The organism is Pseudomonas sp. GM48 (assembly GCF_000282335.1).
GTDB lineage: Bacteria > Pseudomonadota > Gammaproteobacteria > Pseudomonadales > Pseudomonadaceae > Aquipseudomonas.
In genome coordinates, this window is sequence record NZ_AKJM01000079.1 from 18,160 (window position 1) to 42,481 (window position 24,322).

General features: G+C 57.0%; 23 protein-coding genes and 2 pseudogenes. 17 read left to right on the top strand and 8 right to left on the bottom strand.

Translation table 11 applies throughout. The annotated features are described in order from the left end of the window. Nucleotides 1-6: 6 nt before the first annotated feature. Nucleotides 7-1,290 (bottom strand): nucleotide disphospho-sugar-binding domain-containing protein, encoded by a 1,284-nt coding sequence (locus PMI28_RS14165; protein ID WP_007987082.1) that lies wholly within the window; start codon nt 1,288-1,290, stop codon nt 7-9. Nucleotides 1,291-1,390: 100 nt separating this feature from the next. Then, nucleotides 1,391-2,323, bottom strand: coding sequence for a GntR family transcriptional regulator (locus PMI28_RS14160; RefSeq protein ID WP_007987084.1), 933 nt, complete (start codon nt 2,321-2,323; stop codon nt 1,391-1,393). A gap of 198 nt (nt 2,324-2,521) precedes the next feature. Between PMI28_RS14160 and PMI28_RS14155 the strand changes: the two genes are divergently transcribed. From PMI28_RS14155 to PMI28_RS29665, 12 genes and pseudogenes are all read left to right on the top strand, one after another. Beyond that, entirely contained in the window at nt 2,522-3,577 is a 1,056-nt protein-coding gene (locus PMI28_RS14155) for a polyamine ABC transporter substrate-binding protein (protein ID WP_007987085.1), read from the top strand. Nucleotides 3,578-3,659: 82 nt separating this feature from the next. After that, nucleotides 3,660-4,520, top strand: a complete 861-nt coding sequence (locus PMI28_RS14150; protein WP_007987087.1) for an ABC transporter permease — start codon at nt 3,660-3,662, stop codon at nt 4,518-4,520. After that, complete coding sequence (locus tag PMI28_RS14145; RefSeq protein ID WP_007976115.1) at nt 4,517-5,323, top strand: ABC transporter permease; 807 nt, start codon at nt 4,517-4,519, stop codon at nt 5,321-5,323. Before PMI28_RS14150 ends, PMI28_RS14145 begins: the two co-directional genes overlap by 4 nt. Then, nucleotides 5,316-6,395 (top strand): ABC transporter ATP-binding protein, encoded by a 1,080-nt coding sequence (locus PMI28_RS14140; RefSeq protein WP_007987089.1) that lies wholly within the window; start codon nt 5,316-5,318, stop codon nt 6,393-6,395. The genes PMI28_RS14145 and PMI28_RS14140 overlap by 8 nt, the downstream gene beginning before the upstream one ends. A 32-nt stretch (nt 6,396-6,427) precedes the next feature. Beyond that, a complete protein-coding gene (locus PMI28_RS14135) occupies nt 6,428-7,711 on the top strand; it encodes a nucleotide disphospho-sugar-binding domain-containing protein (protein ID WP_007987091.1) in 1,284 nt (427 codons plus the stop codon). Beyond that, on the top strand, nt 7,704-8,072 hold the full coding sequence (locus tag PMI28_RS14130) for a cupin domain-containing protein (RefSeq protein ID WP_007987092.1): 369 nt from the start codon (nt 7,704-7,706) through the stop codon (nt 8,070-8,072). Before PMI28_RS14135 ends, PMI28_RS14130 begins: the two co-directional genes overlap by 8 nt. A 188-nt stretch (nt 8,073-8,260) precedes the next feature. Beyond that, nucleotides 8,261-8,605 (top strand): cupin domain-containing protein, encoded by a 345-nt coding sequence (locus PMI28_RS14125; protein ID WP_007976122.1) that lies wholly within the window; start codon nt 8,261-8,263, stop codon nt 8,603-8,605. 5 nt (nt 8,606-8,610) lie between these two features. Next, complete coding sequence (locus PMI28_RS14120; RefSeq protein WP_007987095.1) at nt 8,611-9,678, top strand: aminoglycoside phosphotransferase family protein; 1,068 nt, start codon at nt 8,611-8,613, stop codon at nt 9,676-9,678. Then, nucleotides 9,665-11,173 carry an aldehyde dehydrogenase family protein gene (locus PMI28_RS14115; RefSeq protein WP_007987097.1) on the top strand — a complete coding sequence of 503 codons (1,509 nt, stop codon included), beginning with the start codon at nt 9,665-9,667 and terminating at the stop codon, nt 11,171-11,173. Before PMI28_RS14120 ends, PMI28_RS14115 begins: the two co-directional genes overlap by 14 nt. A 90-nt stretch (nt 11,174-11,263) precedes the next feature. Further along, nucleotides 11,264-11,815: a hypothetical protein gene (locus PMI28_RS29660; protein WP_238540691.1), complete on the top strand. Its 552-nt coding sequence runs from the start codon at nt 11,264-11,266 to the stop codon at nt 11,813-11,815. A gap of 166 nt (nt 11,816-11,981) precedes the next feature. Next, nucleotides 11,982-13,460, top strand: a complete 1,479-nt coding sequence (locus PMI28_RS0128540) for an aldehyde dehydrogenase family protein (RefSeq protein WP_033063346.1) — start codon at nt 11,982-11,984, stop codon at nt 13,458-13,460. Nucleotides 13,461-13,558: 98 nt separating this feature from the next. Further along, nucleotides 13,559-13,696, top strand: a pseudogene (locus tag PMI28_RS29665) (hypothetical protein); the annotation flags it as partial. Between the two features lie 6 nt (nt 13,697-13,702). On the opposite strand, the gene PMI28_RS14110 reads toward PMI28_RS29665, so the two are convergent. Further along, nucleotides 13,703-14,917, bottom strand: a complete 1,215-nt coding sequence (locus PMI28_RS14110; protein WP_007987101.1) for an aldose 1-epimerase family protein — start codon at nt 14,915-14,917, stop codon at nt 13,703-13,705. A 422-nt stretch (nt 14,918-15,339) separates the two neighbouring features. Here PMI28_RS14110 and PMI28_RS0128545 point away from each other — a divergent pair, with 422 nt between their 5' ends. Next, nucleotides 15,340-15,951 (top strand): hypothetical protein, encoded by a 612-nt coding sequence (locus tag PMI28_RS0128545; RefSeq protein WP_033063342.1) that lies wholly within the window; start codon nt 15,340-15,342, stop codon nt 15,949-15,951. A 394-nt stretch (nt 15,952-16,345) separates the two neighbouring features. Here the strand turns inward: PMI28_RS0128545 and PMI28_RS14105 are convergent, their stop codons facing one another. Continuing rightward, entirely contained in the window at nt 16,346-17,371 is a 1,026-nt protein-coding gene (locus PMI28_RS14105) for a hypothetical protein (protein WP_007987105.1), read from the bottom strand. A 72-nt stretch (nt 17,372-17,443) separates the two neighbouring features. Beyond that, on the bottom strand, nt 17,444-18,400 hold the full coding sequence (locus tag PMI28_RS14100) for a HEPN domain-containing protein (RefSeq protein WP_007987106.1): 957 nt from the start codon (nt 18,398-18,400) through the stop codon (nt 17,444-17,446). 459 nt (nt 18,401-18,859) lie between these two features. On the opposite strand from PMI28_RS14100, the gene PMI28_RS0128550 reads away from it, so the two are divergent. Continuing rightward, complete coding sequence (locus PMI28_RS0128550) at nt 18,860-20,905, top strand: P-loop ATPase, Sll1717 family (protein ID WP_033063343.1); 2,046 nt, start codon at nt 18,860-18,862, stop codon at nt 20,903-20,905. Between the two features lie 166 nt (nt 20,906-21,071). Here PMI28_RS0128550 and PMI28_RS14095 read toward each other — a convergent pair whose 3' ends face one another. Then, nucleotides 21,072-21,896, bottom strand: a complete 825-nt coding sequence (locus PMI28_RS14095; protein ID WP_007987110.1) for a helix-turn-helix domain-containing protein — start codon at nt 21,894-21,896, stop codon at nt 21,072-21,074. Between the two features lie 106 nt (nt 21,897-22,002). Here PMI28_RS14095 and PMI28_RS14090 point away from each other — a divergent pair, with 106 nt between their 5' ends. Both PMI28_RS14090 and PMI28_RS14085 read left to right on the top strand, forming a co-directional pair. Beyond that, nucleotides 22,003-22,317, top strand: coding sequence for a DUF2834 domain-containing protein (locus PMI28_RS14090; RefSeq protein WP_007987112.1), 315 nt, complete (start codon nt 22,003-22,005; stop codon nt 22,315-22,317). Beyond that, nucleotides 22,314-22,742: an MAPEG family protein gene (locus PMI28_RS14085; RefSeq protein ID WP_007987113.1), complete on the top strand. Its 429-nt coding sequence runs from the start codon at nt 22,314-22,316 to the stop codon at nt 22,740-22,742. The genes PMI28_RS14090 and PMI28_RS14085 overlap by 4 nt, the downstream gene beginning before the upstream one ends. Nucleotides 22,743-22,839: 97 nt before the next feature. On the opposite strand, the gene PMI28_RS14080 is transcribed toward PMI28_RS14085, so the two are convergent. Together PMI28_RS14080 and PMI28_RS31560 are read right to left on the bottom strand one after the other, a co-directional pair. Beyond that, nucleotides 22,840-23,646: a lytic transglycosylase domain-containing protein gene (locus tag PMI28_RS14080; RefSeq protein WP_007987116.1), complete on the bottom strand. Its 807-nt coding sequence runs from the start codon at nt 23,644-23,646 to the stop codon at nt 22,840-22,842. A gap of 108 nt (nt 23,647-23,754) precedes the next feature. After that, a complete protein-coding gene (locus PMI28_RS31560; RefSeq protein WP_007987118.1) occupies nt 23,755-24,126 on the bottom strand; it encodes a hypothetical protein in 372 nt (123 codons plus the stop codon). Nucleotides 24,127-24,146: 20 nt separating this feature from the next. Between PMI28_RS31560 and PMI28_RS31105 the strand changes: the two are divergent. After that, nucleotides 24,147-24,239 (top strand): annotated as a pseudogene (locus PMI28_RS31105) (LysR family transcriptional regulator); the annotation flags it as partial. Nucleotides 24,240-24,322: the final 83 nt, after the last annotated feature.

The following is a 24,322-nucleotide window of genomic DNA, read 5'->3' on the forward strand; positions in this document are numbered from 1 at the left end:
TTATGGCTAGAGATCGGGTAGAGCGAGAATCGCGCGTGCGGCAATGTCGGTGCCGCGGGTCGCCTGCATGCGCTCGCTGAACGATTTGAGGCGTTGTTTCATCGGTTGATCGGCCAGCAACTGTTCGAGGGCGGCGGGCAGGTCGGCCAGTGGATCGGCGAAGCGCGGCAAGTAGCGGCCGACGCCGACTTCCTCGGCCCGTGCGGCGTTGTCGTGGCCGTCCCAGCAATACGGAATGATCAGTGACGGTAAGCCGAAGTACAGCGCTTCACAGAAGCTGTTGTTGCCACCGTGATGGATGAACAACTGGCACTCCTTGAGCACCGCCGGTTGGGCAAACCAACTGTCGAGGTACACGTTGTCCGGCACGGTGGTGTACATGTCGCGGTAGGCGCCGACGTTGACCAGGAAGCGGTAGGGCAAGGTTTCGATTGTGCTGATCAGGCGCTTCATCATCCCGGTGTCGGCGGCGCCGAGGCTGCCGAAACTGAGGTAGATCAGCGGTGCGTCGTTGTGCCGTGGGAAGTCCGGGACGATGTACGGCGCTTCCCGCCGTACGCAGCCGTCGAGGTACACGTAGCGCTGCGGATCGAGCGGCTGCCGGCGTTCATAACGCACAGGCGTCGGCGACAGCAGCAGGTTGAGCCAGGGTGAATCGGTGAGGAACTGCCCCGCAGGACAGGGCGCCGTATGGTTGCCGAGGAGAAATTGCGAAAAGCGTTCATGGGCCGGAGCGACGGCCTTCAGGTATTGCTCGGAGTAACGCGCACAAGCCTTCGTGTCACTGGCCAGACATCCGGACAGGTACGGCGGAACAGCGGCATCCGGCAGTTCGGTCTCGGCGCAGGACACCACCCGTACCCACGGGCAGCCGGCGTTGGCGATGGCCGGGAACATCACCACGTTGTCGAGCACGATCACATCCGGCTTGAGGCGGCTGAGCAACTGCTGCAAGGGCTTTTCCGCTTCGATCGCGGTGTCGATGATCGCTTCCCAGGCCGGCGCCACGTAGCTATCGATCTGTGCCAGTGGGGTCTGGTCGAAGTAGGGAATGCTGCGCTCGATGAATCGTTCCCAGTAGTGCTGGTGTTCCGCCGCCGACAACGGGCTCACTTGCGGAATCGGGTACTCGTCGAATCCATATTCGGCGAACAGCCCCTGGAAATGCTCATGGCAGATGAACACCGGTCTGGCGTCCAGCTCACGCAACGACTGAGCGATACCAATGCAGTTCAAGGCCGCGCCGAAACTGGCTTCCGGAAACAGGGCGATCAGTTTTTGTTTTTGCATGGCGAGGGACTGTCCATGGCGGGTCAGACCCGCCGTTCCTTAAGGTGTTTTTGATGCTGTCTTATTTTCAAAAAAAAATCATCATGTTTTTGCAGGGCGCTTAACGACGCCCAAACAGATGACTTTGCGGGATGCCCCGGTTGGCGGTTTGCGGGCGTTGCGCGGCGCTCAAGCGCAGGTGCAGGCGCAGCAGGTCGGCGGCGATCTCCATCTGTCCGCGTTCGATCTGCGCGATGATTTGCAGGTGTTCGCGCAGGGCTTCTTGCAGGCGGTGCACACTGACCGACGGCAGCAGGTTCGGCAGGCGGCGCAGGCCTTGATGCTGGAGCAGGGCGTCGCTGATGAAGCGGTTGCCGCAACTCTGGGCCAGCAGTTCGTGGAAGCTGATGTCCAGTTCGCGAAACTGTTGGATGTCGAAGTCTTCCACGGGGCGGGCGAGCAGGGTTTGCATGGCGCTACGCAACAGCGCCAGGCGCTGCGGGTCGGCGTTGAAGCTCGGGCTGAGCAAGGCTTCGGGCTCGAGGATCAAACGGAATTTCAGGCTTTCTTCGAGAGCGGCCAGGCTGTTCAGCGACGGGCGAAACAGCCAGGACTGGCCGGGGCCGCGCTCGATGGCCTGGCTTTCGCTCAATTGCTGCAGGGCTTTTTGCGCCGCAGGCCGGCCGATGTCGTAGCGGCGCATCAGTTCACTGATGCTGATGCTGTCGCCCAGGCGCCCGGCCATGCGGTCGCGCAGTACCGAAGCGGCCAGCTCTTCTTCCTCGGCCTGGGGCAGGGCGGCGTTGAACGCCTGGCCCGACGGCGATGCCAGTAATCGGTAGCCCTTGCCGGCTTCATGGCTCAGCAGGTTTTCTTCCAGCAGCACTTTCAGCGCGCCGCGAATCAGCGTGCGCGACACCTGGAACGTGCGGGCCAGGGCCTGTTCGGCCACCGGGTCGCCGGCCACCAGTCCGCTTTCCTGGGTGTGCTCGAGGATGCGTCGGGCCAGTTCCAGGTGATTGGTGCGCGGTTTTTTTTCGGCTGTCGTGCTCAAGCGTCTTTTCTCGTGGTGATCCGCTGTCGGACTCAGTTGCCCATCTTATGTCATGCGCTGGCCAGTCGTCAGGCCGGAAAAAAGCGTTGACATCTTTTGATACTGGTCCTAATTTCTAAAAAAAAACACAAGCAATCGTTTCTCGTTTTGCCGTACTGCCTTCGAACACAACAATAAACAATCGTCGGGTGAGTATTTATGAGCAAGCTGAATGATCTTCTGTGCGCGGGATTGGCCGTTTCCCTGGCGATCGCTTCACAGGCTGCAAGTGCGAAAGACATGGTGATTTCCATCTGGGACGGCTACATGGCCCCCGATGCGCTGGAGAAGTTCAAGGCTGCCAGCGGTGTGGACGTCGACAAGGCGTTGCACGCCACCAACGAAGAAATCATGGGCAAGCTGATGGCGTCCGGCGGTGAAGGTTACGACGTAGTGTTCGTCTCCTCGCCCTTCGCCGAAGTCCTGCACAAACAGGGACTGCTGGCGGACATCGATCCGGTCAAAGTCCCCAACCTGAAAAACCTCTACCCCGAAGCCACCCACCTGGAATATGACCAGGGCAACCAGTTTTCCGTGCCTTACACCTGGGGCACCACCGGCATCTGCTATCGCTCCGACAAGGTGACGCCAGCGCCGCAGAGCTGGAACGAACTGCTTAATCCAAGCGATGCCCTCAAGGGCAAAGTGACGATGCTGGCCACCGACCGCTGGATGCTCGGCGCCGGTTTCCTCGCCAAGGGCTGGTCGGTCAACGACAGTGACCCTGCACAGATCGCCGCTGTTCGCGACCAACTGATCGCCACCAAAAAACGCATTCTGTCCTTCGACGACACCACGTTCTATTCCAAGCTCGCTTCCGGCGAATCGCTGATGGCCCACGCCTGGGACGGCTGGTGCAACTACGGTACGCAAGCCAACGCGACGATCAAGTTCGTGGTGCCCAAGGAAGGTTCCGACCTGTGGGTGGACACGATGGTGGTGCTCAAGAGTTCGAAGCATCAGGACCAGGCCTTCAAGTTCATCAACTTCATGCTGGCCAAGGAAAACCATGCCTGGGTCGCCGAAAACATCCTCTACAAAGTCCCCAACCAGGCTGCAATGGCCGGGTTGTCCGCGGACCTGCTCAAGCAATACCCCAACCTGACCATCGCCCCCGCCGAGCTGCTGAAAATGGAGCAATTGCGCGATCTGGGCGGCACCACGCAAAAGGCCTACACCCGCGCCGTCACCGAAATCATGGCGGCGCAGAACTAACGCCACGTCGATCCGAGGCATGCCCGGCATGCCTCGCCACGCTCGCAAGCCGCCTCTGTCCTGAGGCGGGAGGATAGGGTTAATGAGTGCTTTGCATGCTGACAGGCGTCTGTCGGCCTGGCTTCTTGCGCCTGGCTTCGGCTGGCTGCTGATGTTCCTGGTGATTCCGTGCCTGCTGGTGCTGGTCTACAGCTTCGTCGAACGCGGTGCCTACGGTGGCATCGACTGGTTGTTCACCTGGGAAAACTATCAGCGCGCGTTCGATCCGCTGTACCTGGGCATCCTGCTCAAGTCGGCGAAAATCGCCGGGCTGGCCACGGTGTTTGCGGTGTTGATCGGCTACCCGGCGGCCTATGCGATTGCCCGGGCGCCACGGCGGCGCCAGGCGGTGTATCTGTTCCTGGTGATGCTGCCGTTCTGGAGCAACTACCTGATTCGCACCTACGCCTGGATCGTCCTGCTCAACCGCGAAGGCCTGATCAACCGCCTGCTGCAAGTGTTCGGCTACAGCGGCGAACCCATCAGCCTGCTGTACACCGAGTCGTCCGTGGTGTTGGGGCTGGTCTACAACTACATCCCCTTTGTGATTCTGGCGATTTTCTCGTCGCTGTCGCGGATCAACAACGAACTGTGGGACGCCTCGAAAGACCTCGGCGCCTCGGGCTGGATGACCTTTCGCCGGATCATCCTGCCGTTGAGCGTGCCGGGTATCGCCGCCGGTGCGGTGTTTGTCTTCGTCCTCAGCATTGGCAATTTCATCACCGCCGACCTGCTCGGCGGCAAGCAGGTGCAGATGGTCGGCAACCTGATCTATTCGCAATTCCTCACGGCGCGGGACTGGCCGTTCGGTGCGGCGCTGAGCTTTTTCCTGATCGCAATCATGCTGATCCTGTTGTTCATCCAGGCCCTGGTGGCCCGTCGTGCAGAAGGGGCGCGCTCATGAGTCAGCCACGTTCTGTCAGCGCCACCGTGCTGGGTTCGCACCTGGGTCTGGTGTACGCCTTCCTTTATATACCGATCCTGGTGTTGATCCTGCTGTCGTTCAACAAGTCCGGGTTGCCCACCGCGTGGGGCGGCGTGTCGCTGAAGTGGTACGCGGCACTGGCGCACAACACGGCGATCCTGTCGGCGGCGCTCAACACCTTGATCGTCGCCTTGTCGGCCACCTTCATCGCCTGCGTGCTCGGCACGTTCCTGGCGTTGGGCATCGAGTTGCGCCGCAAAGGCAATGACAAGGGCCAGGTAGTCGACACCTTGTTGATGGCGCCGATGATCATTCCCGACATCGTGCTGGCGATTGCGCTGCTGAGTTTTTTCAACCTGCTCAAGGTTGGCCTGGGCCTGCACTCGATCATCATCAGCCATGCAGTGTTCAACATCGCCTTCGTCTGCGCGGTGGTGCGCACGCGGCTCAAGCACTTCGACTATTCGATCTTGGAAGCCTCGATTGACCTCGGCGCGAGCTGGTTCACCACCTTCCGCCGGGTGCTGTTGCCGGTGATTTTTCCCGGTGTGCTGGCCGGTGGATTGCTGTCGTTCACCCTGTCGGTGGACGAATTCATCATCGCCTTTTTCAACTCCGGCTCCGGCCAGGCCTCGACCACGTTGCCCATGCAGATCTACGCCATGATCCGCTTCGGCGTCACCCCGGAAATCAACGCTCTGGCGACGCTGGTGATGCTGGTCAGCATCACCGCGCTGCTGGCTTCGCAGCGTCTCAACAAGGCTCCTCGCACCCATGAATAATTCATCTGCGGTACTGATCCTGGATAAGGTCAGCAAGTCTTATGGCAACGGTCTGGCGGTCGACGAGGTGTCGCTGAGCATCCGCGAGAACGAGTTCTTTGCGTTGCTCGGGCCGTCCGGTTGTGGCAAGACCACACTGTTGCGCATGCTCGCCGGGTTCGAGACGCCCAGCGGTGGCTGCATCTACCTGGACGGCAACGACATCTCGCCGTTGCCGGCCAACAAGCGTCCGCTGAACCTGATGTTCCAGTCCTATGCGCTGTTTCCCAATATGACCGTGCGCAAGAACATTGCTTACGGTCTGGAAATGGAACGCCTGCCGGAAACGGAAATCCGTCGCCGGGTCGATGAGGTGCTGAGCACTGCGCAGCTCGGTGAACTGGCCGAGCGCAAGCCCGATCAGCTCTCCGGTGGCCAGCGTCAGCGCGTGGCGCTGGCCCGGGCGCTGGTCAAGCGTCCGCGGGTGTTGCTGCTCGACGAGCCCTTGGGTGCCCTCGACAAAAAGCTGCGGGAAAAGATGCAACTGGAACTCAAGCGTCTGCAACACGAGAGCGGCATCACCTTCATCATCGTCACCCACGACCAGGAAGAAGCGCTGGTGATGTCCGACCGCATGGCGGTGCTCGACGGCGGCAAGGTGTGCCAGTGCGGCAGTCCGACCGAACTCTACGAAAACCCCAACAGCCGTTTTGTCGCCAACTTCATCGGCGTCAGCAACCTGCTCGAAGGCGTGCGCTCGGGTCAGCACTCGGTGCGGGTCAATGGCCAGGAGTTGAGCGTGGAAACCGACGCGCCGCTGGTTTCCGGTCAATCCGTCGCCGTGGTGGTGCGCCCCGAACGCCTGCAAGTGCTGACGGAGCAGGGCAGGATTTGCCCCAATCAGGTCAGCGGAAAAATCGTCGAAATCGCCTACCACGGCCTCGACACCAACCTGCACGTGCAGACACCGCTCAGCGACAAACCGCTGATCGTGCGCGTGCCGTCCTCACAGTTTGAATTCGCCCATTTTGCAATCGACACGACCATCCGGCTGGGCTGGCAAGCCCGGCATGCCCGCGTATTGACACGCTGAACAATAAAAAGACCAGGCAGGAGCAGCACTCGATGAAACAGAAAGTGATCGCATTCTTCCCCGAAGCCGCCTACGGCCCGGCGCTGAACTCAGTCGGTATCGCCCAGGCGTGTGAAGCCCTGGGCCATAAAGCGGTGTTCCTCACCGACCCGGGCATGAGCGGTGTGTACGCCGGTTATGGTTTTGAAGAACACATGGTCAACATGTCGGCGCCGATGCCGGCCGAAGAGATGGCCCGTTACTGGGTCGACTTCATCAATGGGCACATTCCGAATTTCCGCAAGTCGCCGCTGGAGCAGATCGACAACTATGTCAAGGAATGCTGGGCGGCCATTGTCGAAACCGCCAAGTGGGCGCAAAAGGATCTGCCGGCGGTGCTGGACAAGGTCAAGCCCGACCTGATCTGCGTCGACAACGTGATCCTGTTCCCGGCGATCAAGCAGTACGGCAAACCATGGGTGCGGATCATTTCCTGCTCGGAAAACGAGATCGAAGACCCGGATATCCCGCCGCACCTGTCGGGCATGAGCATCGACGACAAGGCCGGCCACGCGCAGTTCCGCCAGCGCTTCGAGGAAGTGGTCGGGCCGATCCACGATGACTTCAACCAGTTCCTGCAGGCCCACGGTGAGGAGCCCTATCCGTTGGGGACGTTCTTTGAAGCCTCGCCATTCATGAACCTGCTGCTGTACCCGGACGCGGTCAAGTTCGACCGCCGCCATCCGCTGCCGGCCGAGCGTTTCCATTACCTGCAAGGCTGCGTGCGCCACGACACGCCCTACGAGATTCCGCAGTTTCTCGCCCACAACGACAAGCCGCTGCTGTACGCCAGCTTCGGCAGCCTCGGTTCCGGTGATGTCGAGTTGCTCAAGCGCCTGATCGATGCAGTGGGCAAGTTGCCTTACCGGGCGCTGTTCAACGTCGGCGAGCACCTCGACGAATACACCGACCTTCCGGACAACGTACAGATTTCCAACTGGTTCCCGCAGCCCTCTGTGATTGCCCAGGTCGATGCAGTGATCCACCACGGCGGCAACAACAGCTTCACCGAGTGCCTGTTCTTCGGCAAACCGGCCATCGTCATGTCCTACGTCTGGGACGGTCACGACAACGCCATGCGCGCTGAAGAAAGCGGTCACGGCTTCAAGCTCGACCGCTACGAATGGAGCGAAGAACAGCTCGCGGAAAAACTCCATGCCTGCCTCAACGATGAGGCGATGCGCCAACGCTTGCAGCGCACCAGCGCGCAGATGCAATCACGCAAAGGGCCGCAAGATGCAGCCGCGATTCTCGACAAGGTGCTTAACCATGCCTGACTCATCCACCACGGCGGGTATCACGCCGTACCTCGAAGCCGTCAGCAGCCGCACCGACCTGGTGGACTGGGGCGTGCAGAGCGACGCTGTCGAAGGCGTCTCGCATTCCAGCGGCCGCTTGCTGTTCAAGGGCCCGAACAACAGCCCGGAAAGCGGATTGTGGGTCTGCACCCCCGGTCGCTGGCGGCTGTCGATTCCCCGGGACGAGTTGTGCCACTTCATCGCGGGTCACGCCACTTACCGTAACGACAACGGTGAAGTGATTGAAGTGCGCCCCAACACCCTGGTGCTGTTCCCGGCCGGCTGGATGGGCGAATGCGACGTCCGGGAAACCTTGCGCAACGTTTACATGCTCGCCTGAACCTGACACCGGACCTGGACCTGACACTGGACTTGTGGCGAGGGAGCTTGCTCCCGTTGGGCAGCGAAGCTGCCCCCCAGCTCTTCACCTGAAAAGCAGGGCCTGCTGCGCAGTCCAGCGGGAGCAAGCTCCCTCGCCACAGGTTATGTGATGAACCTTTTTGAACTGATTTTTTTGGAGAACAACACATGACAACCCCGTTTCTGTACGACCCGCTGAGCATCACTGACGTCAAGGATTGGGGCGTGATCCCGACCATGCTTGAGGGTGAATCCCGTGTCTCCGGCGTGGTGCTGCACAAAGGCCCCGAAGGCCAGTCCGAATGCGGCATCTGGATCTGCACCCCGGGCAAGTGGTTTTGCCATGTCACCAGCGACGAGTTCTGCCACTTCCTCGAGGGCCGCTGCACGTACGTCCACGAGTCCGGCGAAGTGATCGAGATCAAGCCAGACACCGCCGCCTTCTTCGGCAAGGACTGGAAGGGTGTGTGCACCGTCCACGAGACCATCAAAAAGGTCTACATGATCCGGTGATCGCCATGACAGATGCACTGGCGTCATTGCCAAGCCGTGAGGACCAGCGCGCAGCCTTTTTGGCCCGTGCCGGTTTTGCCGAGGCAGTGCTGGTTGCCTTGCCGGCAGATGCTTCGACCCGGCGTTACTTCCGCCTGGACGGCGCCGGCCTGTTGCTGATGGATTCGCCGCCCCATAGCGAACCCATCGGCCCGTTTGTGCGGATCGCCCGGCAGTTGCAAGGGCTGGGCCTGTCCGCGCCGGCCTTGCTGCAAGTGGATGAAGAGGCGGGGCTGGCGCTGATCGAGGATTTCGGTCACGACACCTACACCCGGTTGCTGGCGGCCGGGCATCCGGAGTCGGAGCTGTATCACCTGGCGGTCGATACGCTGGTGGCGTTGCACCGTGCAGCGCCAGCCGCGGAGCTGGCGCCTTACGACGAGCAGCGACTGGCGGACGAGTACAGGTTGTTTATCGACTGGTACGTGCCTTTGCTTATCGGCGAAGAGACGGCGCAGGCCCTGCGCGATGAGTATCTGGCGCTGTTCGCCGACGCCTGCCGCGATGTCGCGAAACGCCGCGAAGCCCTCGTGCTGCGCGACTTCCATGTCGACAACCTGATGCTGCTGCAAGGGCGCAAAGGCGTCGCGACCTGTGGCTTGCTGGATTTTCAGGACGCCTTGGTCGGGGCGGCGGCCTATGACTTGATGTCGCTGCTCGAAGACGCCCGTCGCGATGTGCCCGAGGCGTTGCGGGTGGCACTGATCAAACATTACCTGTTGCAGCGCCCGGAGCTCGATGCGCGGCGTTTTCTCGAAGATTACCGGCGCCTGGCGGCCCAGCGTCATGCCAAGGTGCTGGGGATTTTTGTGCGCCTGGCCGGCCGTGACGGCAAGCACGGTTACCTGGCGCATCTGCCGCGCACCCTTGGTTTGTTTGTTCGGGCACTGGACGCCGAGGCCTTTGCGCCCCTGCGCAAATGGCTCGACTGGCATGTGCCGGGCTGGCGCAATGAGTTGCCCGCCGAGACCCTGGCGACATTGCGTGAAACCCCTTATCGATTGGTTCAAGGATCATCCCATGGCCACGTTTAACAGCGATTCTGCCTTGCGTTTCATCAATCCCGAGTTCCTGCCGCTGACCGATGGCCGCGTGCGCGAAGTGCTCGACCCCGCGACCCTGCAACCGGTCGGGCAAGTCGGCGTGTGTGGCGAAGCCGATGTGCAAACCGCCATCGATGCCGCGACCGCCGCGCAAAAACAATGGCGTCTGGTCGATGCGAAAAGCCGCGCCGCGCGCCTGCATCAACTGGCCAATGCCATAGAGCAGAACGTGCCTTGCAACCGCGAAGTCGCACGCCTGATGACCCTGGAAATGGGCAAGCCGTTTCCCGAAGCCATGGGCGAGTTGGCCAACTGTGCGCCGATCTTTCGCTACTACGCGGAAATGGCCCGGGACGAAGCCGGCAAGGTCGCCGGCACCACGCAGATCGGCTCCTTCCAGCATGTGCGTTATGAGCCGTATGGCGTCAGCGTGCACATCATGCCGTTCAACTTTCCGATCCTGTTGATGTGCTGGACGGTCGCTGCGTCGCTGGCGGCGGGCAACGCCTGCATCATCAAACCGGCGGAAGCCACGACCCTGTGCACCCTCAAGTTCATGGAGCATTTCACCGCGTTGTTGCCGGGACTGGTGTCTTGTGTGCCGGGTGATGCTGTGACCGCGCAGTTACTGGTGCAGTCGACGCAGACCCATGCGGTGGCCTTCACCGGCAGTGTCGCGGCGGGCAAAGCCGTGGCAGTGGCCTGCGCCGAACGAATGAAGCCTTGCGTGATCGAGGCCGGTGGCAGCGATCCATTGATCATCTCCAGACATGCACCGCTGGATGTCGCGGCGGCGGGTGCCGTGACGGCTGCATTCCATCTCAGCGGGCAGATTTGCACGTCGGCCGAGCGCTTCTATGTCGTTGAAGAGATCCATGACGAATTTGTCGCGAAGTTCGCCGAGCGTACCCGGGCCTTGCGCATTGGCCATGGCCTGGAGCGCTCGGAGATCGGGCCGATGGTCAGCGAAGCGGCGCGCAGTAAAGTCATGCGCCTGGTCGATGACGCCGTGGCCAAGGGTGCGAAAGTGGTCTGTGGCGGGCGGATTCCACCCGGGCACAGCGTGGGTTGGTTCTATGAGCCGACCATCCTCACCGGGGTGACTGGCGACATGGCCATACTTCAGGAAGAGTGCTTCGGCCCGGTGGCGGCGATCTGTCGTGTCAGCGATTTCGACGAGGCGGTGCGGCTGGCCAATGATTCGCCGTTCGGCCTTGGTGCCTCGCTGTTTTCCACGGACCTGGCCGAAGCCATGGAAGCCGCCGAGCGTCTGGAGGCGGGGATGGTCTGGGTCAACAATCCGTTGATCGATAACGATGCACTGCCATTCGGTGGCTGGAAGATGTCGGGTCTTGGGCGTGAACTCGGGCGTCAGGGGCTGGAAGCGTTCCGTCGCTCGAAAATGGTCATCATCGATCATCAGCCGAAGATTCAGGACTGGTGGTACCCGTATGCCGACGACGTGTTTTATCGCGATCCGGCCTGAAGCCAGGATGCACACAGGAGGATCGCGATGAGCGACAACTTTGGCTGGTCGACGCTGGCGGTGATTCTGGCGGCCGGGCAGGGCACGCGGATGCGTTCGCCGCTGCCCAAGGTCTTGCATCCGGTGGGCAATCGGCCGCTGCTCGGCCATGTGCTGGCGGCGGTGGAGGCGGCGGGTATCGAGCAACGGGCGGTGGTGGTTGGCGCTGGCGGCGGGCCGGTGGCCGAGTACGTGCAACAGGTCGCACCGACAGCGCAGGTCTTTACCCAGCACGAACAACTGGGCACGGCACCACGCGGTGCTCGCGGCCCGACCGGTATTGCAGGCGCACGAACAGCAACAGGGCTGTGTGTTGGTGCTGTTTGGCGACTCACCCTTGATTACCCCGCAGACCCTGGCCCGTTTACGCAGGGCATTGATCGATGGTGCGGCCGTGGCGGTGGCGGGTTTCCACACCCAACGACCGGGGCCTTACGGGCGGTTGCTGGTGGAGCAGGGGCGTTTGCGCGCAATCCGCGAAGCCAAAGATGCAAGCCCGAAGGAGCTGGACATCAACTTCTGCAATGGCGGCGTCATGGGCCTGCGCGCCGATACCTGCCTGTGGCTGCTGGAGCGTATCGGCAACCAGAACGCCCAGGGTGAGTTTTATCTCACCGATGCGTTGGCGGTGGCCAACGAGGCGGGGCTGACGGTCACTGCCGTGGAAGTGGATGAAATCGACGTACTCGGGGTCAATGACCGCGAGCAATTGCAGGTCGCCGAACAGCTGTACCAACAGCGTCGACACCGGCGGATCAAGGAGTGTCCCATGGGTGACTATCAACGGTTGTACATCGGCGGTGAATGGGTCGCCCCGGTTCAACGCGGTGTTTTCGACACGCTCGATCCGAGTGACGAGTCGGTTCTGGCGCGGGTCGCTTCTGCCACGTTCGAGGACGTCGACCGGGCGGTTGCGGCTGCGCGTTCGGCGTTTGATGAAGGGGACTGGCCGCGCTGGTCCGGTGCACAACGAGCCGAGGTCCTGCGCCGAATCGCCGAGGGTATCCGCAACCGTCAGGATGAGCTGGCGGCCATCGAAGTGCGCGACAACGGTAAGCCGTTGCCGGAAGCATTGTGGGACATCGCCGACACCGCCGGTTGCTTCGACTTCTATGCCGGGCTGGCCGAGCAGTCGGATCAACAGAGTGAACAGTCGATCGATCTGCCGGATGCGCGCTTCACGTCATCGGTGATCAAGGAGCCGCTCGGTGTGGTTGCGGCGATCATCCCGTGGAACTTCCCGATGCTGATGGCCGCCTGGAAAGTCGCCCCGGCGCTGGCGGCAGGTTGCACCGTGGTACTCAAACCTTCCGAACTGACGCCGTTGACTGCTCTCGAACTGGCGGGCATCGCTGACAAGGCAGGATTGCCGGCCGGGGTGCTGAACGTGATCACTGGCCTGGGGCGCGAGGCGGGAGCGCCGCTGGCCAAACACCCGTATGTCGACAAAGTCGCCTTCACCGGGAGTGTGCCGACCGGGCGCAAGATCATGCAGGCGGCTGCGAACGATATCAAAAACATCAGCCTGGAACTGGGCGGCAAATCACCCTTCGTGATCTTCGCCGACAGCGACATTGAAGCCGCCGTGGAGTGGATTCTGTTCGGGATCTTCTGGAACCAGGGCCAGGTCTGTTCAGCCACTTCGCGGGTGCTGGTGGAGCGCGCGTTATACCCGGCACTGCTGGAGCGCCTGATTACCGCTACCGAGCAGATTCAGATTGGCCAGGGTTTCGAGGACGGGGTGAAGCTCGGACCGCTGGTCAGTCAGGGGCAACTGGAAAAGGTGCTGGCGGCGATTACAGCCGGTCAGCAAGAGGGAGCGCGGCTGGTTTCGGGCGGTGTGCGACCGGATTATCCGGAAAAGGGTTATTACCTGACGCCAGCGATTTTCGCCGATGTTCCCGAAGACAGTTCGGTATGGCGTGAGGAAATTTTCGGCCCGGTGGTGTGCTTGCGCGCATTCGACACGGAAGCCGAAGCGATCAGACTGGCCAATGACTCGCCGTTCGGCCTGGCGGCAGCGGTCATGTCCCGGGACATCCCGCGCTGCGAACGGGTCGCTCGCGGTTTTCGCGCAGGCATCGTGTGGGTCAACTGCTCGCAACCAACCTTCGTCGAGGCACCCTGGGGCGGTTACAAGCAGAGCGGCATTGGTCGCGAATTGGGCGAGTGGGGCTACAACAACTACCTGGAAACCAAGCAGATCACCCGCTACAACGGCGAACCCTGGGGGTGGTATCTGAAGTGAATTGAACGCAAACCGGTCTGCCTCAGAACAGGGGCAGGCCATTTTTCCCGATCGGTGTGCCTATGTGCGTAATTGCATCGAATTGACCACCTGTCTGCGAGCGTTTAACTCTGTCGTTGCGAGCGGCCCATCGACTGCTCAAGGTCGCGCGCACGCTGGCGGACCTTGAACAAGCCGACGGGATCAGACGCGAACATTTGGCCGAGGCGCTGCAATATCGGTCGACAATGCTCTAGTCGGTGTCACCCCTTGGTCAGATCAACCAACGGCGTCTGCCGCACCTCAGTCTCCCGCCCACCCTGAATCTCGCTCACCTGCTTCAAGGCCGTATCCACAGCCGCCTTATCCGCCAACAAGCTGTAGCTGATGCGGAACTGCTTATGTTCCTTCGGCCCAATTGTCGGTACCAGATTCAGTGGCCGCTGATAACGGCGGTTGTAGGAAAAACTTGTCCCCGGCTCCAGCCCCGTGACATAGCCCTGGCCTTGGGTATCGGTGTTTTTCCACAAGGAAAACACGGGCAGTGTCTGAGTGTTGAAGCCGACCGAAACGCCCAGGCTGCCGGCCTTGTTATGCAACACGGTCAACGTATCGCCCTTGGCATCGGCATACGGCACCACGTTGTAAACCGTTTCGTCGTAGTCCTTGGTCGGTGCGCGGTAGGTTTGCCAGTCTGGCAGATCGCCCTTGGCCTTGTCGTTGAACGGCGACACCTGTTTCACCGGCGCGGCGAAACGAGCGCCCTGCTCCAGGAACGGGGTGCTGAAGTTACTGTGATACAGCGCCTGGTATTCCTTCGGATAGTCACCGTTGTTGGTCAGGGTGTCGTTGAGGGCGAACACTACGCTGCCGGGTTCGGTGACCAGTTCGGTCGCGACGGAGAAGTCGACCTTCTTGAACGCCTGCTCTTTCAGTTCGCCGCGCAGGGTGATGGCGTACGGTGGTTTTTCATCGATGTGCAGGGTGACTTTGTTCGCAGGAATGTTGGCGGCCCGACCGTGCAGGGTCAGCAGTTCGCCATTGTCGACGCCGGGGTGGCCGACCCATTCGTATCCGCAGCGGGTGACCAGCTCATTGAAACCTTCCAGCCAGCCCAGACCACCGCGGCCATTGAGTTCGATGAAGGACGGATTGACCACTTCCTTGACCGGTGAATCCCAGCCCATGCGCACATTGCCGACCGAGGCCTGCAAGACGTTCATTCCTCGAGTCGGCACTACCGAGAGTTTCATCGTGCCGTTATCGATGTCGACGATGCTGACACCCTCCTGCCGACCGCCGTGCAAGGTGCGCAGGGTAACGCTGAAGGGTTTGTCGGTTTTTATGCCGAGTTGCTGGCTGGTGGTCTGCCAGTTCTGGGCGGCTTTGTCGGTGTCGAGCAGAACGTAATCCCAGGCCATGGCGTGGGAGGCAGCGGACAGTGCGCTAAGGGCAACAAAGAGTTTGAGCGGGGTCATGGCAGCAGCCTTTCTTGGATTTGTGCCATTTTTATAAACTTGATGAAACGTTTCAGCAAGCTTAAAAAGCGACACAACGCCGGAAAATGCCAAGAAAGATTTGGGACAGATCGGAAAATTGAGTCGATGCCATCGCGAGCAGGCCGCTAAGGCGCCGGGTACTTTCACGCAACGTGCCGTGAAAAGTGCTCAGTTGATCGGCCAGTAACCGCGCCTGGCTCGCCAGATGCTCTTCGCGGAGCGTCCGGCGAGCGCAGGGCAAACACGGTACTGCCGCTGATAGCCGATTTCTGCCCTTCGTGACAGGCAGAAAACTGCCAGGAGCAGCCATTCAAACATGTCTACGAAACCCGGTGCGGTTCACCCGTGTACCGCGCAGGTGTGTAAAATTCATATTCTCCTACTAGTCATGGATTCCTATTTTGAGCCAGATTCAACGAGTTCTTGCGCAAGGTAACTTTGATGGTCTATGTCTAATTTATTCTCTATTCAACGCGTACAAATCGCTCAAACACCCTAAGGAAACAGCGTCAAAGTTCATCCAAAAACATTCTGAACAGTGGATGGTAGTTATCGGCAACACACCATCGCTGCACAACTTCGTGTTAGGTGAAGGCAGCGATTTTGGGATTCAAAGCGATGCCACAGACGTCAAGGTAAAGCGGGCGTTCATCACGACGAGTTTCGATGTAATGACTGATGGTTCACAAGATTCACCTGTCGTCACTGCTATCGATATTCAGTCTCTTAAAACTATGGACTTCACCGAGTGTGTGGCGGTTTTGTGCGTGAAGAAATTAGCCAGATTTGAGCATGGCAGGATGGGCGATCATTGGGTTGCTATCGTGGGCAGGGATGATGAGCGGGGTAAATACCTTGTGGCGTGCTCCAATACACTGCTTCACTACGGTTTCAAAGAAGACAAGGACAATCAATCCGGGCGATATTTCAATACGACCATTGACGTTGCTGAGATCACGAATCGTACCGTTTATCCCAACAACATCAACCAGATTTATATCTCTAAACGCTAAGATGCAAGCCCTTGAAAGGGCTTGCTCTGCGATCAACTTTGTAAAGGGAAAAATTGCTTAAAAAGTCTGGGCGAGCAGCCGTGAGCGTCCGCTCTGGGTCCAGGCTGTGTGAAAACGTTTTGGAGCAGGTTTGACAGTCAGGACTGGAACGAAAAGCGCGTTCCTACGCAAATTTCCAGTCTGCTGGTTAACCAAAACGCTGGCAGATTTCACGTAGCAACGCACACTTCGAAACGGCGCACGCGTTTTCACACAGCCTGGGTCGCTTTCTGCCGATCACTGTGAACGGGGATCGGCCAAAAATAGATGCTAACGTCGATTTCAACTCAAATCTATCTTGCAGACTTAGTGCAGTTTGATCATGCCCGGATGTCAACTTGGATCACCGCAAAAATTAAACTGGATTTAGTTTTGAATAAAACTCAATACTTAGACTTGCGTAATACTTAATAGGGCAGCTCGGCTTTATGTCTGCCTCAGCGTGCTGATATATTGAAAACATCCCATCATTGGGCAAGCTTTCGGAAATACAGAAGAGAAGAATGTCCTCCAGCAAATAAAGCATGTTATTTAAATAAGCATCAAGCTCTTGGTGAATAGAGATGGACGATTCTTGTACGTTTATTTTATTTGTTAGATCGTAGCTCCAAGTCGGGAGTGAAAATTTATTACCAGGATGAAGCTTTGTATTTTCTATCGTAAGTGACTGGCCTGGCCCAGAGTGCTCAATAGCATTCCGGCACTCCGACAATCTACGAATCCAAGACAGGTCATTACCGAGGGTTAAACATAGCTTATTTAAAGCAGGGCGATTCTGCTCCAGCCACTTTATATGCTTATCGAAATGCGCCTCATCTCTTGCGCCCAAAGGCAAGTCAGTAAACAGGCTTATTAGTTTAAAGCAGTCTATTAAAAATTGTTTTCCAACCAAAAGGAAAGATTTTGCGTAATTCTCTAAGTTTTTAACTTTAGCGAGCGGCGGGATGGCGCGACTGGATTTGTTCTGTTCAATGATGGTATCGCACTTATGCATAACATCATCAAGCTGCTCACGAATATTAGACTCAAACTGCGCACAGTGCAGTAGTTGTTCGTTTAGACTCCAAACCTGCTCTAGAAGCTTTGGCTTTATGGAGTCCTCCGGAAAAACTTGATCAATCATACGTTTAAATTGAAGAAATATCCGGGCCACATATGGAGAGGCAGAGCCAAGAACTGCTATTTTTTCATATGTGTGCCCGGTATCTGGCTGGGTTTTTTGTGGGTCAGTTGAAACAGCCGTTAATAGCTTGTAAATACTATTTTCTTTAAAGATCAAAAGCAACACATCATTAATGTTTTCCATTGCTACTATTCCAGAATCATCAATCAAGTCCGGATCATTAATTTTTATAGAAAAAGCATCATCTCTCTTCTGCATAAGCTAAAAACTCTTTTATTGGCGAAGGGATTAAGAAAAGCCACAAATATTTTCACTGCTTAAACAATCAAACTAGATGGCAGAGTGCTCCTTATAGTAGTCAGCCAGTAGCTTCTCGACTTGCGGGCTTTTACTTAAAGTATCGTATATCCCCAGCGCTGCTATATTTGCATGCAGCGCCTGCGTCTGAGTTGAGGGCTCATCCTTGTATCTGGCACCTGTTGAACAATGCGCTGTTTTAATTAAATGATTATTAATGACTACGCCATGCTCTTCATGAAGCATTTTAGCTAAATTACTAAGATCATGACCTCGCCCTCCCTTAGGATAGGCCGACCCAGCTATCTCTAGCATACCTTTCAGCGTCTTTTCAACGCATTGCTGTGCGGCCCATCTTGCCTGGGCATAGCGATCTTCGAGGATCTCTTGCGTGGAGCAATTATAGTCGTCTCTTGCAACAGTCAAAATATTGGTACATGGCAGATTATTTCGCCACTGAATGCTTTCTACTGCAAACATATGGAATTGAAAATGAGCTTCGATCTCAGAACTGGAGAGGCGGTCAACCATCCCTTGAGGTAGATCTTCAATAAGTGTCAATATATTCATACTGGGCAAAGTAGTCTTAGTTCCTTTACTGACACCTTTATTGCTTAAGTTTCTGTCCGCAAAAAAATTTACTGTCCCATACCATCCTGCCAGCCGAACGCGCCAAATTGTACGACCAAGTAGTGCGGGTACATATCCTAATTCGAAATAGGAATTCAATCGATTTCCGAGCGTCTCCTTATACCAGCGAAGGGCTTTGGCCATCAGAACGTCCCCCTGAAACCCGGGCTGGTCCGCCAATTCGTCTGCCGGCAAAGCTAACCCGCCCCAACCGAACGCTTCCCAGAACTTTCGTCCTACGTGAAGAGGTCTTTGAAAGGGCTTCAATTCCTCCACCGCCAGAAGATCATCAATTGCGGCCATAAGCTGCTCAAATTCAGCTTTTGACTTTGGGTAGGCAGGCCATGAAAATTTTGCCACCGGAGTTGCTCCTTTGCAGATAAGGCCAGTGAATAGAAATTCTAGCGCATAGATAGTAAGTCCGATGTCAGTATTCCTCCATCTGGGTTCGATTGTTTTTACATGAACTCCCGAGGTTTCCTAAATAGTGAGAGACAGCTTTTGGCCGGTTTCTGTCTGTTACCAAGGTCCGAATCGGCCCAATAGTTTAGGGTGGCGACAGGTACAGATCGGCCCAGTGCGGACGCTTGACGTTGACGGAACATGACCCACGTTCATAAGAGCGTGGAGCCAAAAGGAGTCTCAAGGCGGTCGGCTTATGCAAGTGACCGATGGGATCGGTGAAAAGATGAATCCTGGCACCCAACCAATAACCGTTCGTGGATGGAGATTTCGCCGAATTCAGCTAATCTACGCTGCGGAGCATTAGAGCTACTCACCCCTTTTTATGCGTCTCTGATAAGCACAAGGATGTTACCTTTGGCGAAAATTCAGTTACCTAAAGATGCTTTGCAACGAGTAAAACTGGGCCAAGCATTTGCAGAGTACGATATAATTAGGAGTGATCATGAATTATTCGTCACTACGCCGGCGACTCTCTCTGCGCTCAATCCGGATAGCTCTAACTGTTTTTTTATAGGTCGACGCGGCGCCGGGAAAACCGCGATTACGTTTGAAGTTGAGCGGCGTTTTCCCCGAACCATCAATATTGTTCCACAGATATTTGATCTCTTACGGCTTCCACTAGAGCAGCAGTTGTTTCTAGACACAAGGCAGCGTCCTTTCAAATCGTTAATGCACTCGATGGAAAGGGCTTTGATCGATGAGGTGATCAAGATATGGGTCATGGAAGGGCGTTTAAGTTTCGACAAGGCGCCAGATACTATCCGACGAGAAAGAGGCCTGATAGAAGATTGTGATTTTGATCAGCGCATTTTGAATTTGACCGAAGAAATTTTTGATGCATACACCAAAGATAATGATAAATTATGGCTTCGTCAGATAAGTCGAAGCAAGAACCTGCTGGCCGAAATTAATCAAATTTCATTTTCTTCACCAATGAGTTATATCATCTTAATTGATCGTCTAGATGAGTCCTGGGATGGTTCTGGCTCAGCTATCATATGCCTCATGGCATTGATGCATGCCACGGTGAGACTAATCGCGTCAACTCCGCACGTAAAACCCTATGTTTTCATACGTGAAAACATCTATGACAGAATTCGTTCCCTCGATAATGAGTTTGCGAGGCTTGAGACGTCAGTGGTTTTTCTTGACTGGTCTTCTGAAAAACTTACCGAGCTTGTAGAACGTCGATTGGTAAAGCCTTTTACTACCAAGCCAAAACTAGGGGGAGAGGCATGGAATTGTTTTTTTGAGGAGGAAGATTCAAAGACTAGCGTGCCCTCAGTGATGAGCCTCTGTCAGCATCGGCCTCGGGATGTACTGATGCTAACTAGCTATGCAATAGACTCAGCCATTAATCACGGCAACCAAAAGGTGAGAGACGCAGACATGGATGTAGCGTCCAAACGCTATAGCACAAGTAGACTCAAGGATTTGGGGGATGAGTATGCTGAGAATTATCCAAATATCAGTTTAATTCTCGAGTACTTTTTTGGCTTAGGCAATGAGTATACCTTGGTGGCAATTGAAGATTTTATTCAAAAATTGCTGGTTACGGAGTCTATTAACAAGTACTGCAACGGTTGGTTTTACGACTACACAACACCTTTTCGTTTTGTCGAAGTTTTGTATGGGATCGGTTTTCTTGGTATTCGACGAAAAAGAACTGTCGAGTACAAAGAGTCTGGCAAAGATTCAAATGCTAAGCCATCATTTGATAACAGCTCAACTTTCTATATTCATCCTACCTACCACGAAGCACTAAACCTTCAGCCACTGCTGTTGAAGGATTTGCGCGACGAAACGCAGCTGAAGAATGAAGGCATCCTAGAGGAGCTGCCCGACACCTTTAACTTGGATGACTATAAAGGCGCGTTGCAGGACACATTAGATAATTTGCGAACCTTGCCCAAAGGACCGTCGGGGGCTGCAGGGTTTGAAGAAATTGTAGGCAATATCATCAAACTGTGTTTCTTTCGGTCTTTGACGAATGTTCAACCGCACGAGCGAAGTCACGATGGCGCCTCAATACGTGATTGGATAGCATCTAACCGAGCGCCTGACGGTTTTTGGGAAGTCATAAGGAATAAATACGGTTCTACCCAAGTCGTATGGGAATGCAAGAACTACGAAGACCTAAGCGCAAGTGATTTTCATCAGATCAACTATTACCTTAATGACACATTTGGACGATTTGGCATCATTGCCTTCCGTGGTGAGGAAGTGAAAAACACTTATTATCGTCACATCTCTAATATAATAAACCGAAATAAATCAGGGCTGGTTGTGTTGTTGACGCAGAAAGACTTGGAGGTCTTTCTGCGTCAGGCAATCAAAGGTGCTTTCAAAGAGTCACACTTACAAGATAGATATGATCAAACGATTCGCCAGATTTCATAGATAGCGGAAGGAAGAACAGTGTCTAAATTGGTGCGAATATTTGACGTTCTAACCGTTTGCTACCGGCCGCTCTCTGAATCGCCCCTAATTTCCGAAACACGTGGAGTGACCGCTAATGGCCGAAAGCAGACCTTCGTGAATGTCCGCTATTGGGTTGTGCGGCCATTCATGATTGGCCGTCATCCGCGTTCCAATCTTCGAAGGCATGCATCATCCTGCGCTTGGTCATCACATCGGCAGGTATCAAATGTTCGATTCGCAGCGACTCCACGGTGATGTCCAGGGGCATGCCGAAGGTAGTGAAGGTTGAGAGAAAGCTCAACTCTCCATCCGGGGTGCACACACGGGTCAGCAGCAAAGGGCTGACAGAGGGTTTCTGCAAGGCAATGGCTGGAGCTGGCAGGTTGCGCAAGCGCTTTGCGAGCGCTGGATTGCCGACTGACTCTCTGGAGGCGCGCTGCCACGCAGCAGCACGGATCTCCTGTGCATTGGCCAACCGATCACCGAGTCCGCCGGGGCAGAGCAGTGTTTCCAGCAGATTGAAACCTGACGCCACGTCCTGTGCCACCCCCGCCATCGTCAGCAGTAGCCCCGTGCTCACGTTCGCAGCAGTGATATCCCAGTTGCTGTCGATAACGATGGCAGGCGCCGGATTGTTCGCACGCAGGATGTGATCGATGGCCTTGTGTACCATTTCCAGGGCGGGCGCATCGAGCGACGTTGCGGCGTAGCGGGGCGCGTACCCAGCGGCAAGAAAGACTTCGTTGCAGTGATCCAGCGGCGCTCCAAGGGCCGAAAGTATGGCGTGCAAGGTACTTGTGCTCGCCTTGGCGCGGCCGGTTTCGACGCAGCTGAGGTGGCGCTGCGAAACCCCGGCCATGAGTGCAAGATCGAGTTGGCTTAGCCCTGCCTGCCGACGTAGGTGGCGCACGTGCTGGCCCGCCGTTGTGGCCGGCGGGGGATGTTTATGATGGAACAGGTGATTACTCATGCTTCGCCTCTGACGTCCTTGTGCTCGGCTTTCATGACCTCACAGGTCATTGAGCGCCAGCAACCCTACCACTACTGTGCCAGGAAACCCTACCAAGGACAGGACTATGGTACTTCGCCTCATTGCGCTGGCATCGCTGGTGCTCTTTTCGATGTATACCGGCTGGACGATGCTGAATGCTGAGCAGTCGCTGTTGGCCTTCGGGCTTGAGCTGATTTCCCGACCTGACACTGCCCAGTTGGTTATCGACTTGTACCTTATGGCAGCGCTGGCCTGCATCTGGATGGCGAAAGACAACCGATCGCGAGGTGGTTCACTCATTGACCTGCTTCCCTACCTGATACTGACTGCTGTATTTGTTTCCGTGGGGCCGCTGCTGTACCTCGTGGTCAAAGGCTTTAATAGGGCGCGTCAGGCATGACCAGTGCTTTGACCGTCTACGCACTCTGCGTGGTTGTGCTGTTCCTCAAGATGTTCGCGGTCTCCTGTTACCAGGGCTTCTTCCGCATACGCTTCAGGGCATTCACGAACACAGAGGACGCCGCTGTTTTCAATCGAATCGCTCGTGAAAAGGAGCTTGCGCAAGTGACTCGCGCGGCAAGGGCCTGGGCGAACGACCTGGAAAGCATCCCGGCATTCTTCGCGCTGGGTGGGCTCGCCGTTGCCATGAACGTACCTGCTTCCATCACGGCGTGGTTGAGCGTTCTGTTCACCATCGCCAGAGTCCTGCACACGTTGGCATACCTGAAGGGCGTCCAGCCTTGGCGCACCGTTTTCTATGGTGTCGGGATCCTGTGTCTCTTGGGCTTCTGCGCGACGATCACCATTAATGTGGTGATGTCATGATCGGACGGGCCATGGCTTTGCCTTCGTTGAGTGTACGTCCGCTTGAACCATTCCCCGCCCGGCGTATTACCTATTCCGGGTTATGCGCCCTACGGTACTAGCGATGGTTGCGATAGCGTTCGGTCAAGGACTGCACGAGGGTGACGTAGGATTGCGTCTCGGCGTAGGGAGGCACCCCGTTGTACTCGACCACGGACGCTTCGCCGGCGTTGTAACCTGCCAACGCCAACATCTGGTTGCCGTTGAAGCGCTTGAGCAGCCAGGCCAGGTAGCGCACGCCGCCACGAATGTTTTGTCGTGCGTCGAACGGATCGTCCACGGCGAAGCGCTCGGCGGTGGCGGGCATCAACTGCATCAGCCCCTGGGCGCCGGCTTCGGAAATGGCGTTGGGGCGAAACGCCGATTCGGCATGTATCACTGCGCGGACCAGCGCCCTGTCGACACCATAATGACCCGAAGCGGCTTCGATCTCCCGCCGATAGGATTGGGTGTCCAGGCGCAGTGAGGTGACCTTGAAATCCTTCGGCGCCATGCACAGATAGCAGCCCTTGATGTAATAGAGCTCAACGACATCGACCCGTGCGGAAATCCCGACGGGGCGCCGGCTTACATATTGACGAATACCCCTGTGGATGAAGGTGAACACCCGAATCCGCATCGCGCCTGAGTCGTCGTCCTGCACAAGCCGTGGCAGGGCCATTGCCTTGGCGCCGACACCGGCGCCCGCCATGCCATTCAGACGAGTGCAGCGGGCGCTGGCGATGGCTTGGCTGGTGTAGCTGATGGCTCCGTCCCTGGCTTGGCACTTGAACATGGCGCTGGCGCACAGTGGAGCGACCAGCAAGGCCAGCTCGATGTAGCCAAGAAGGCTCTTGCGAGCCCATCGCCATGCTCTGGAACTCATCACATCGCTCCGCGCCGCGCCGCAGGCGGCCGATCAGGCCTGGGGCGCCTGGCCCGGGCGCTGCCTTTGGAGGACCTATTCTGGGTGACCCGCCTTTTGTTCTGATAGTTATACCCCTTGTAACCGGCCTTGGAGCTTGCGTTGACGTACGGGCTGCCGGCGTTCCCAGGCGAGGCGCATACCTGATTGCTCGCACGACGCGTCGTCCCGGCTTGCCAGGGCCGGGCGCAAGTCCGATCCGCGGGTGACGGACCCGGAGCCGGGGCGGGACAGGCCCAGGCAGGCGACGGCAAAGTTGTCATCGTTATCCGCCCGGGCCGAACTCATCCGAGAATGAAATACACCTTGCGCATCGGCGTGATGTTTTCCCAGGTTCCCTTGAACCCCGCCGCCGCCACGAACGAATCCCCCCGGCCCGAAGGTCTTCGCCACGCCGTCCGCATCGGTCAGGCGCACGGTGCCTTCGAGGATGTGGCACATCTCGTCGAAGTCGCACTCGCATCTCGGTCTACGCACTGACCGAAAAACGGCTGCTTCCTGCGAAGACCCAGCGGTTCATCGAGTTCATACGCGACCATCTCAACAGTGCTTAATGCCTGACGACTGGATAGGGGGGGTATTCCGACGCAAACGAATGTCTCCTTCTGGCCGATCGCTGTCTGTCACGACTGAACGA

Excerpts from the sequence above, each read along its gene's own strand:
- PMI28_RS14150 (WP_007987087.1), top strand. The coding sequence starts at position 3,660 with ATGAGTGCTTTGCATGCTGACAGGCGTCTGTCGGCCTGGCTTCTTGCG.
- PMI28_RS14145 (WP_007976115.1), top strand. The coding sequence starts at position 4,517 with ATGAGTCAGCCACGTTCTGTCAGCGCCACCGTGCTGGGTTCGCACCTG.
- PMI28_RS14115 (WP_007987097.1), top strand. The coding sequence starts at position 9,665 with ATGGCCACGTTTAACAGCGATTCTGCCTTGCGTTTCATCAATCCCGAG.
- PMI28_RS14130 (WP_007987092.1), top strand. The coding sequence starts at position 7,704 with ATGCCTGACTCATCCACCACGGCGGGTATCACGCCGTACCTCGAAGCC.
- PMI28_RS14090 (WP_007987112.1), top strand. The coding sequence starts at position 22,003 with ATGGTACTTCGCCTCATTGCGCTGGCATCGCTGGTGCTCTTTTCGATG.
- PMI28_RS31560 (WP_007987118.1), bottom strand. The coding sequence starts at position 24,126 with ATGTGCCACATCCTCGAAGGCACCGTGCGCCTGACCGATGCGGACGGC.
- PMI28_RS29660 (WP_238540691.1), top strand. The coding sequence starts at position 11,264 with ATGCGTTCGCCGCTGCCCAAGGTCTTGCATCCGGTGGGCAATCGGCCG.
- PMI28_RS14105 (WP_007987105.1), bottom strand. The coding sequence starts at position 17,371 with ATGCAGAAGAGAGATGATGCTTTTTCTATAAAAATTAATGATCCGGAC.
- PMI28_RS14125 (WP_007976122.1), top strand. The coding sequence starts at position 8,261 with ATGACAACCCCGTTTCTGTACGACCCGCTGAGCATCACTGACGTCAAG.
- PMI28_RS14155 (WP_007987085.1), top strand. The coding sequence starts at position 2,522 with ATGAGCAAGCTGAATGATCTTCTGTGCGCGGGATTGGCCGTTTCCCTG.
- PMI28_RS14165 (WP_007987082.1), bottom strand. The coding sequence starts at position 1,290 with ATGCAAAAACAAAAACTGATCGCCCTGTTTCCGGAAGCCAGTTTCGGC.
- PMI28_RS14140 (WP_007987089.1), top strand. The coding sequence starts at position 5,316 with ATGAATAATTCATCTGCGGTACTGATCCTGGATAAGGTCAGCAAGTCT.
- PMI28_RS0128540 (WP_033063346.1), top strand. The coding sequence starts at position 11,982 with ATGGGTGACTATCAACGGTTGTACATCGGCGGTGAATGGGTCGCCCCG.
- PMI28_RS14085 (WP_007987113.1), top strand. The coding sequence starts at position 22,314 with ATGACCAGTGCTTTGACCGTCTACGCACTCTGCGTGGTTGTGCTGTTC.
- PMI28_RS14110 (WP_007987101.1), bottom strand. The coding sequence starts at position 14,917 with ATGACCCCGCTCAAACTCTTTGTTGCCCTTAGCGCACTGTCCGCTGCC.
- PMI28_RS14080 (WP_007987116.1), bottom strand. The coding sequence starts at position 23,646 with ATGAGTTCCAGAGCATGGCGATGGGCTCGCAAGAGCCTTCTTGGCTAC.
- PMI28_RS14120 (WP_007987095.1), top strand. The coding sequence starts at position 8,611 with ATGACAGATGCACTGGCGTCATTGCCAAGCCGTGAGGACCAGCGCGCA.
- PMI28_RS14135 (WP_007987091.1), top strand. The coding sequence starts at position 6,428 with ATGAAACAGAAAGTGATCGCATTCTTCCCCGAAGCCGCCTACGGCCCG.
- PMI28_RS14095 (WP_007987110.1), bottom strand. The coding sequence starts at position 21,896 with ATGAGTAATCACCTGTTCCATCATAAACATCCCCCGCCGGCCACAACG.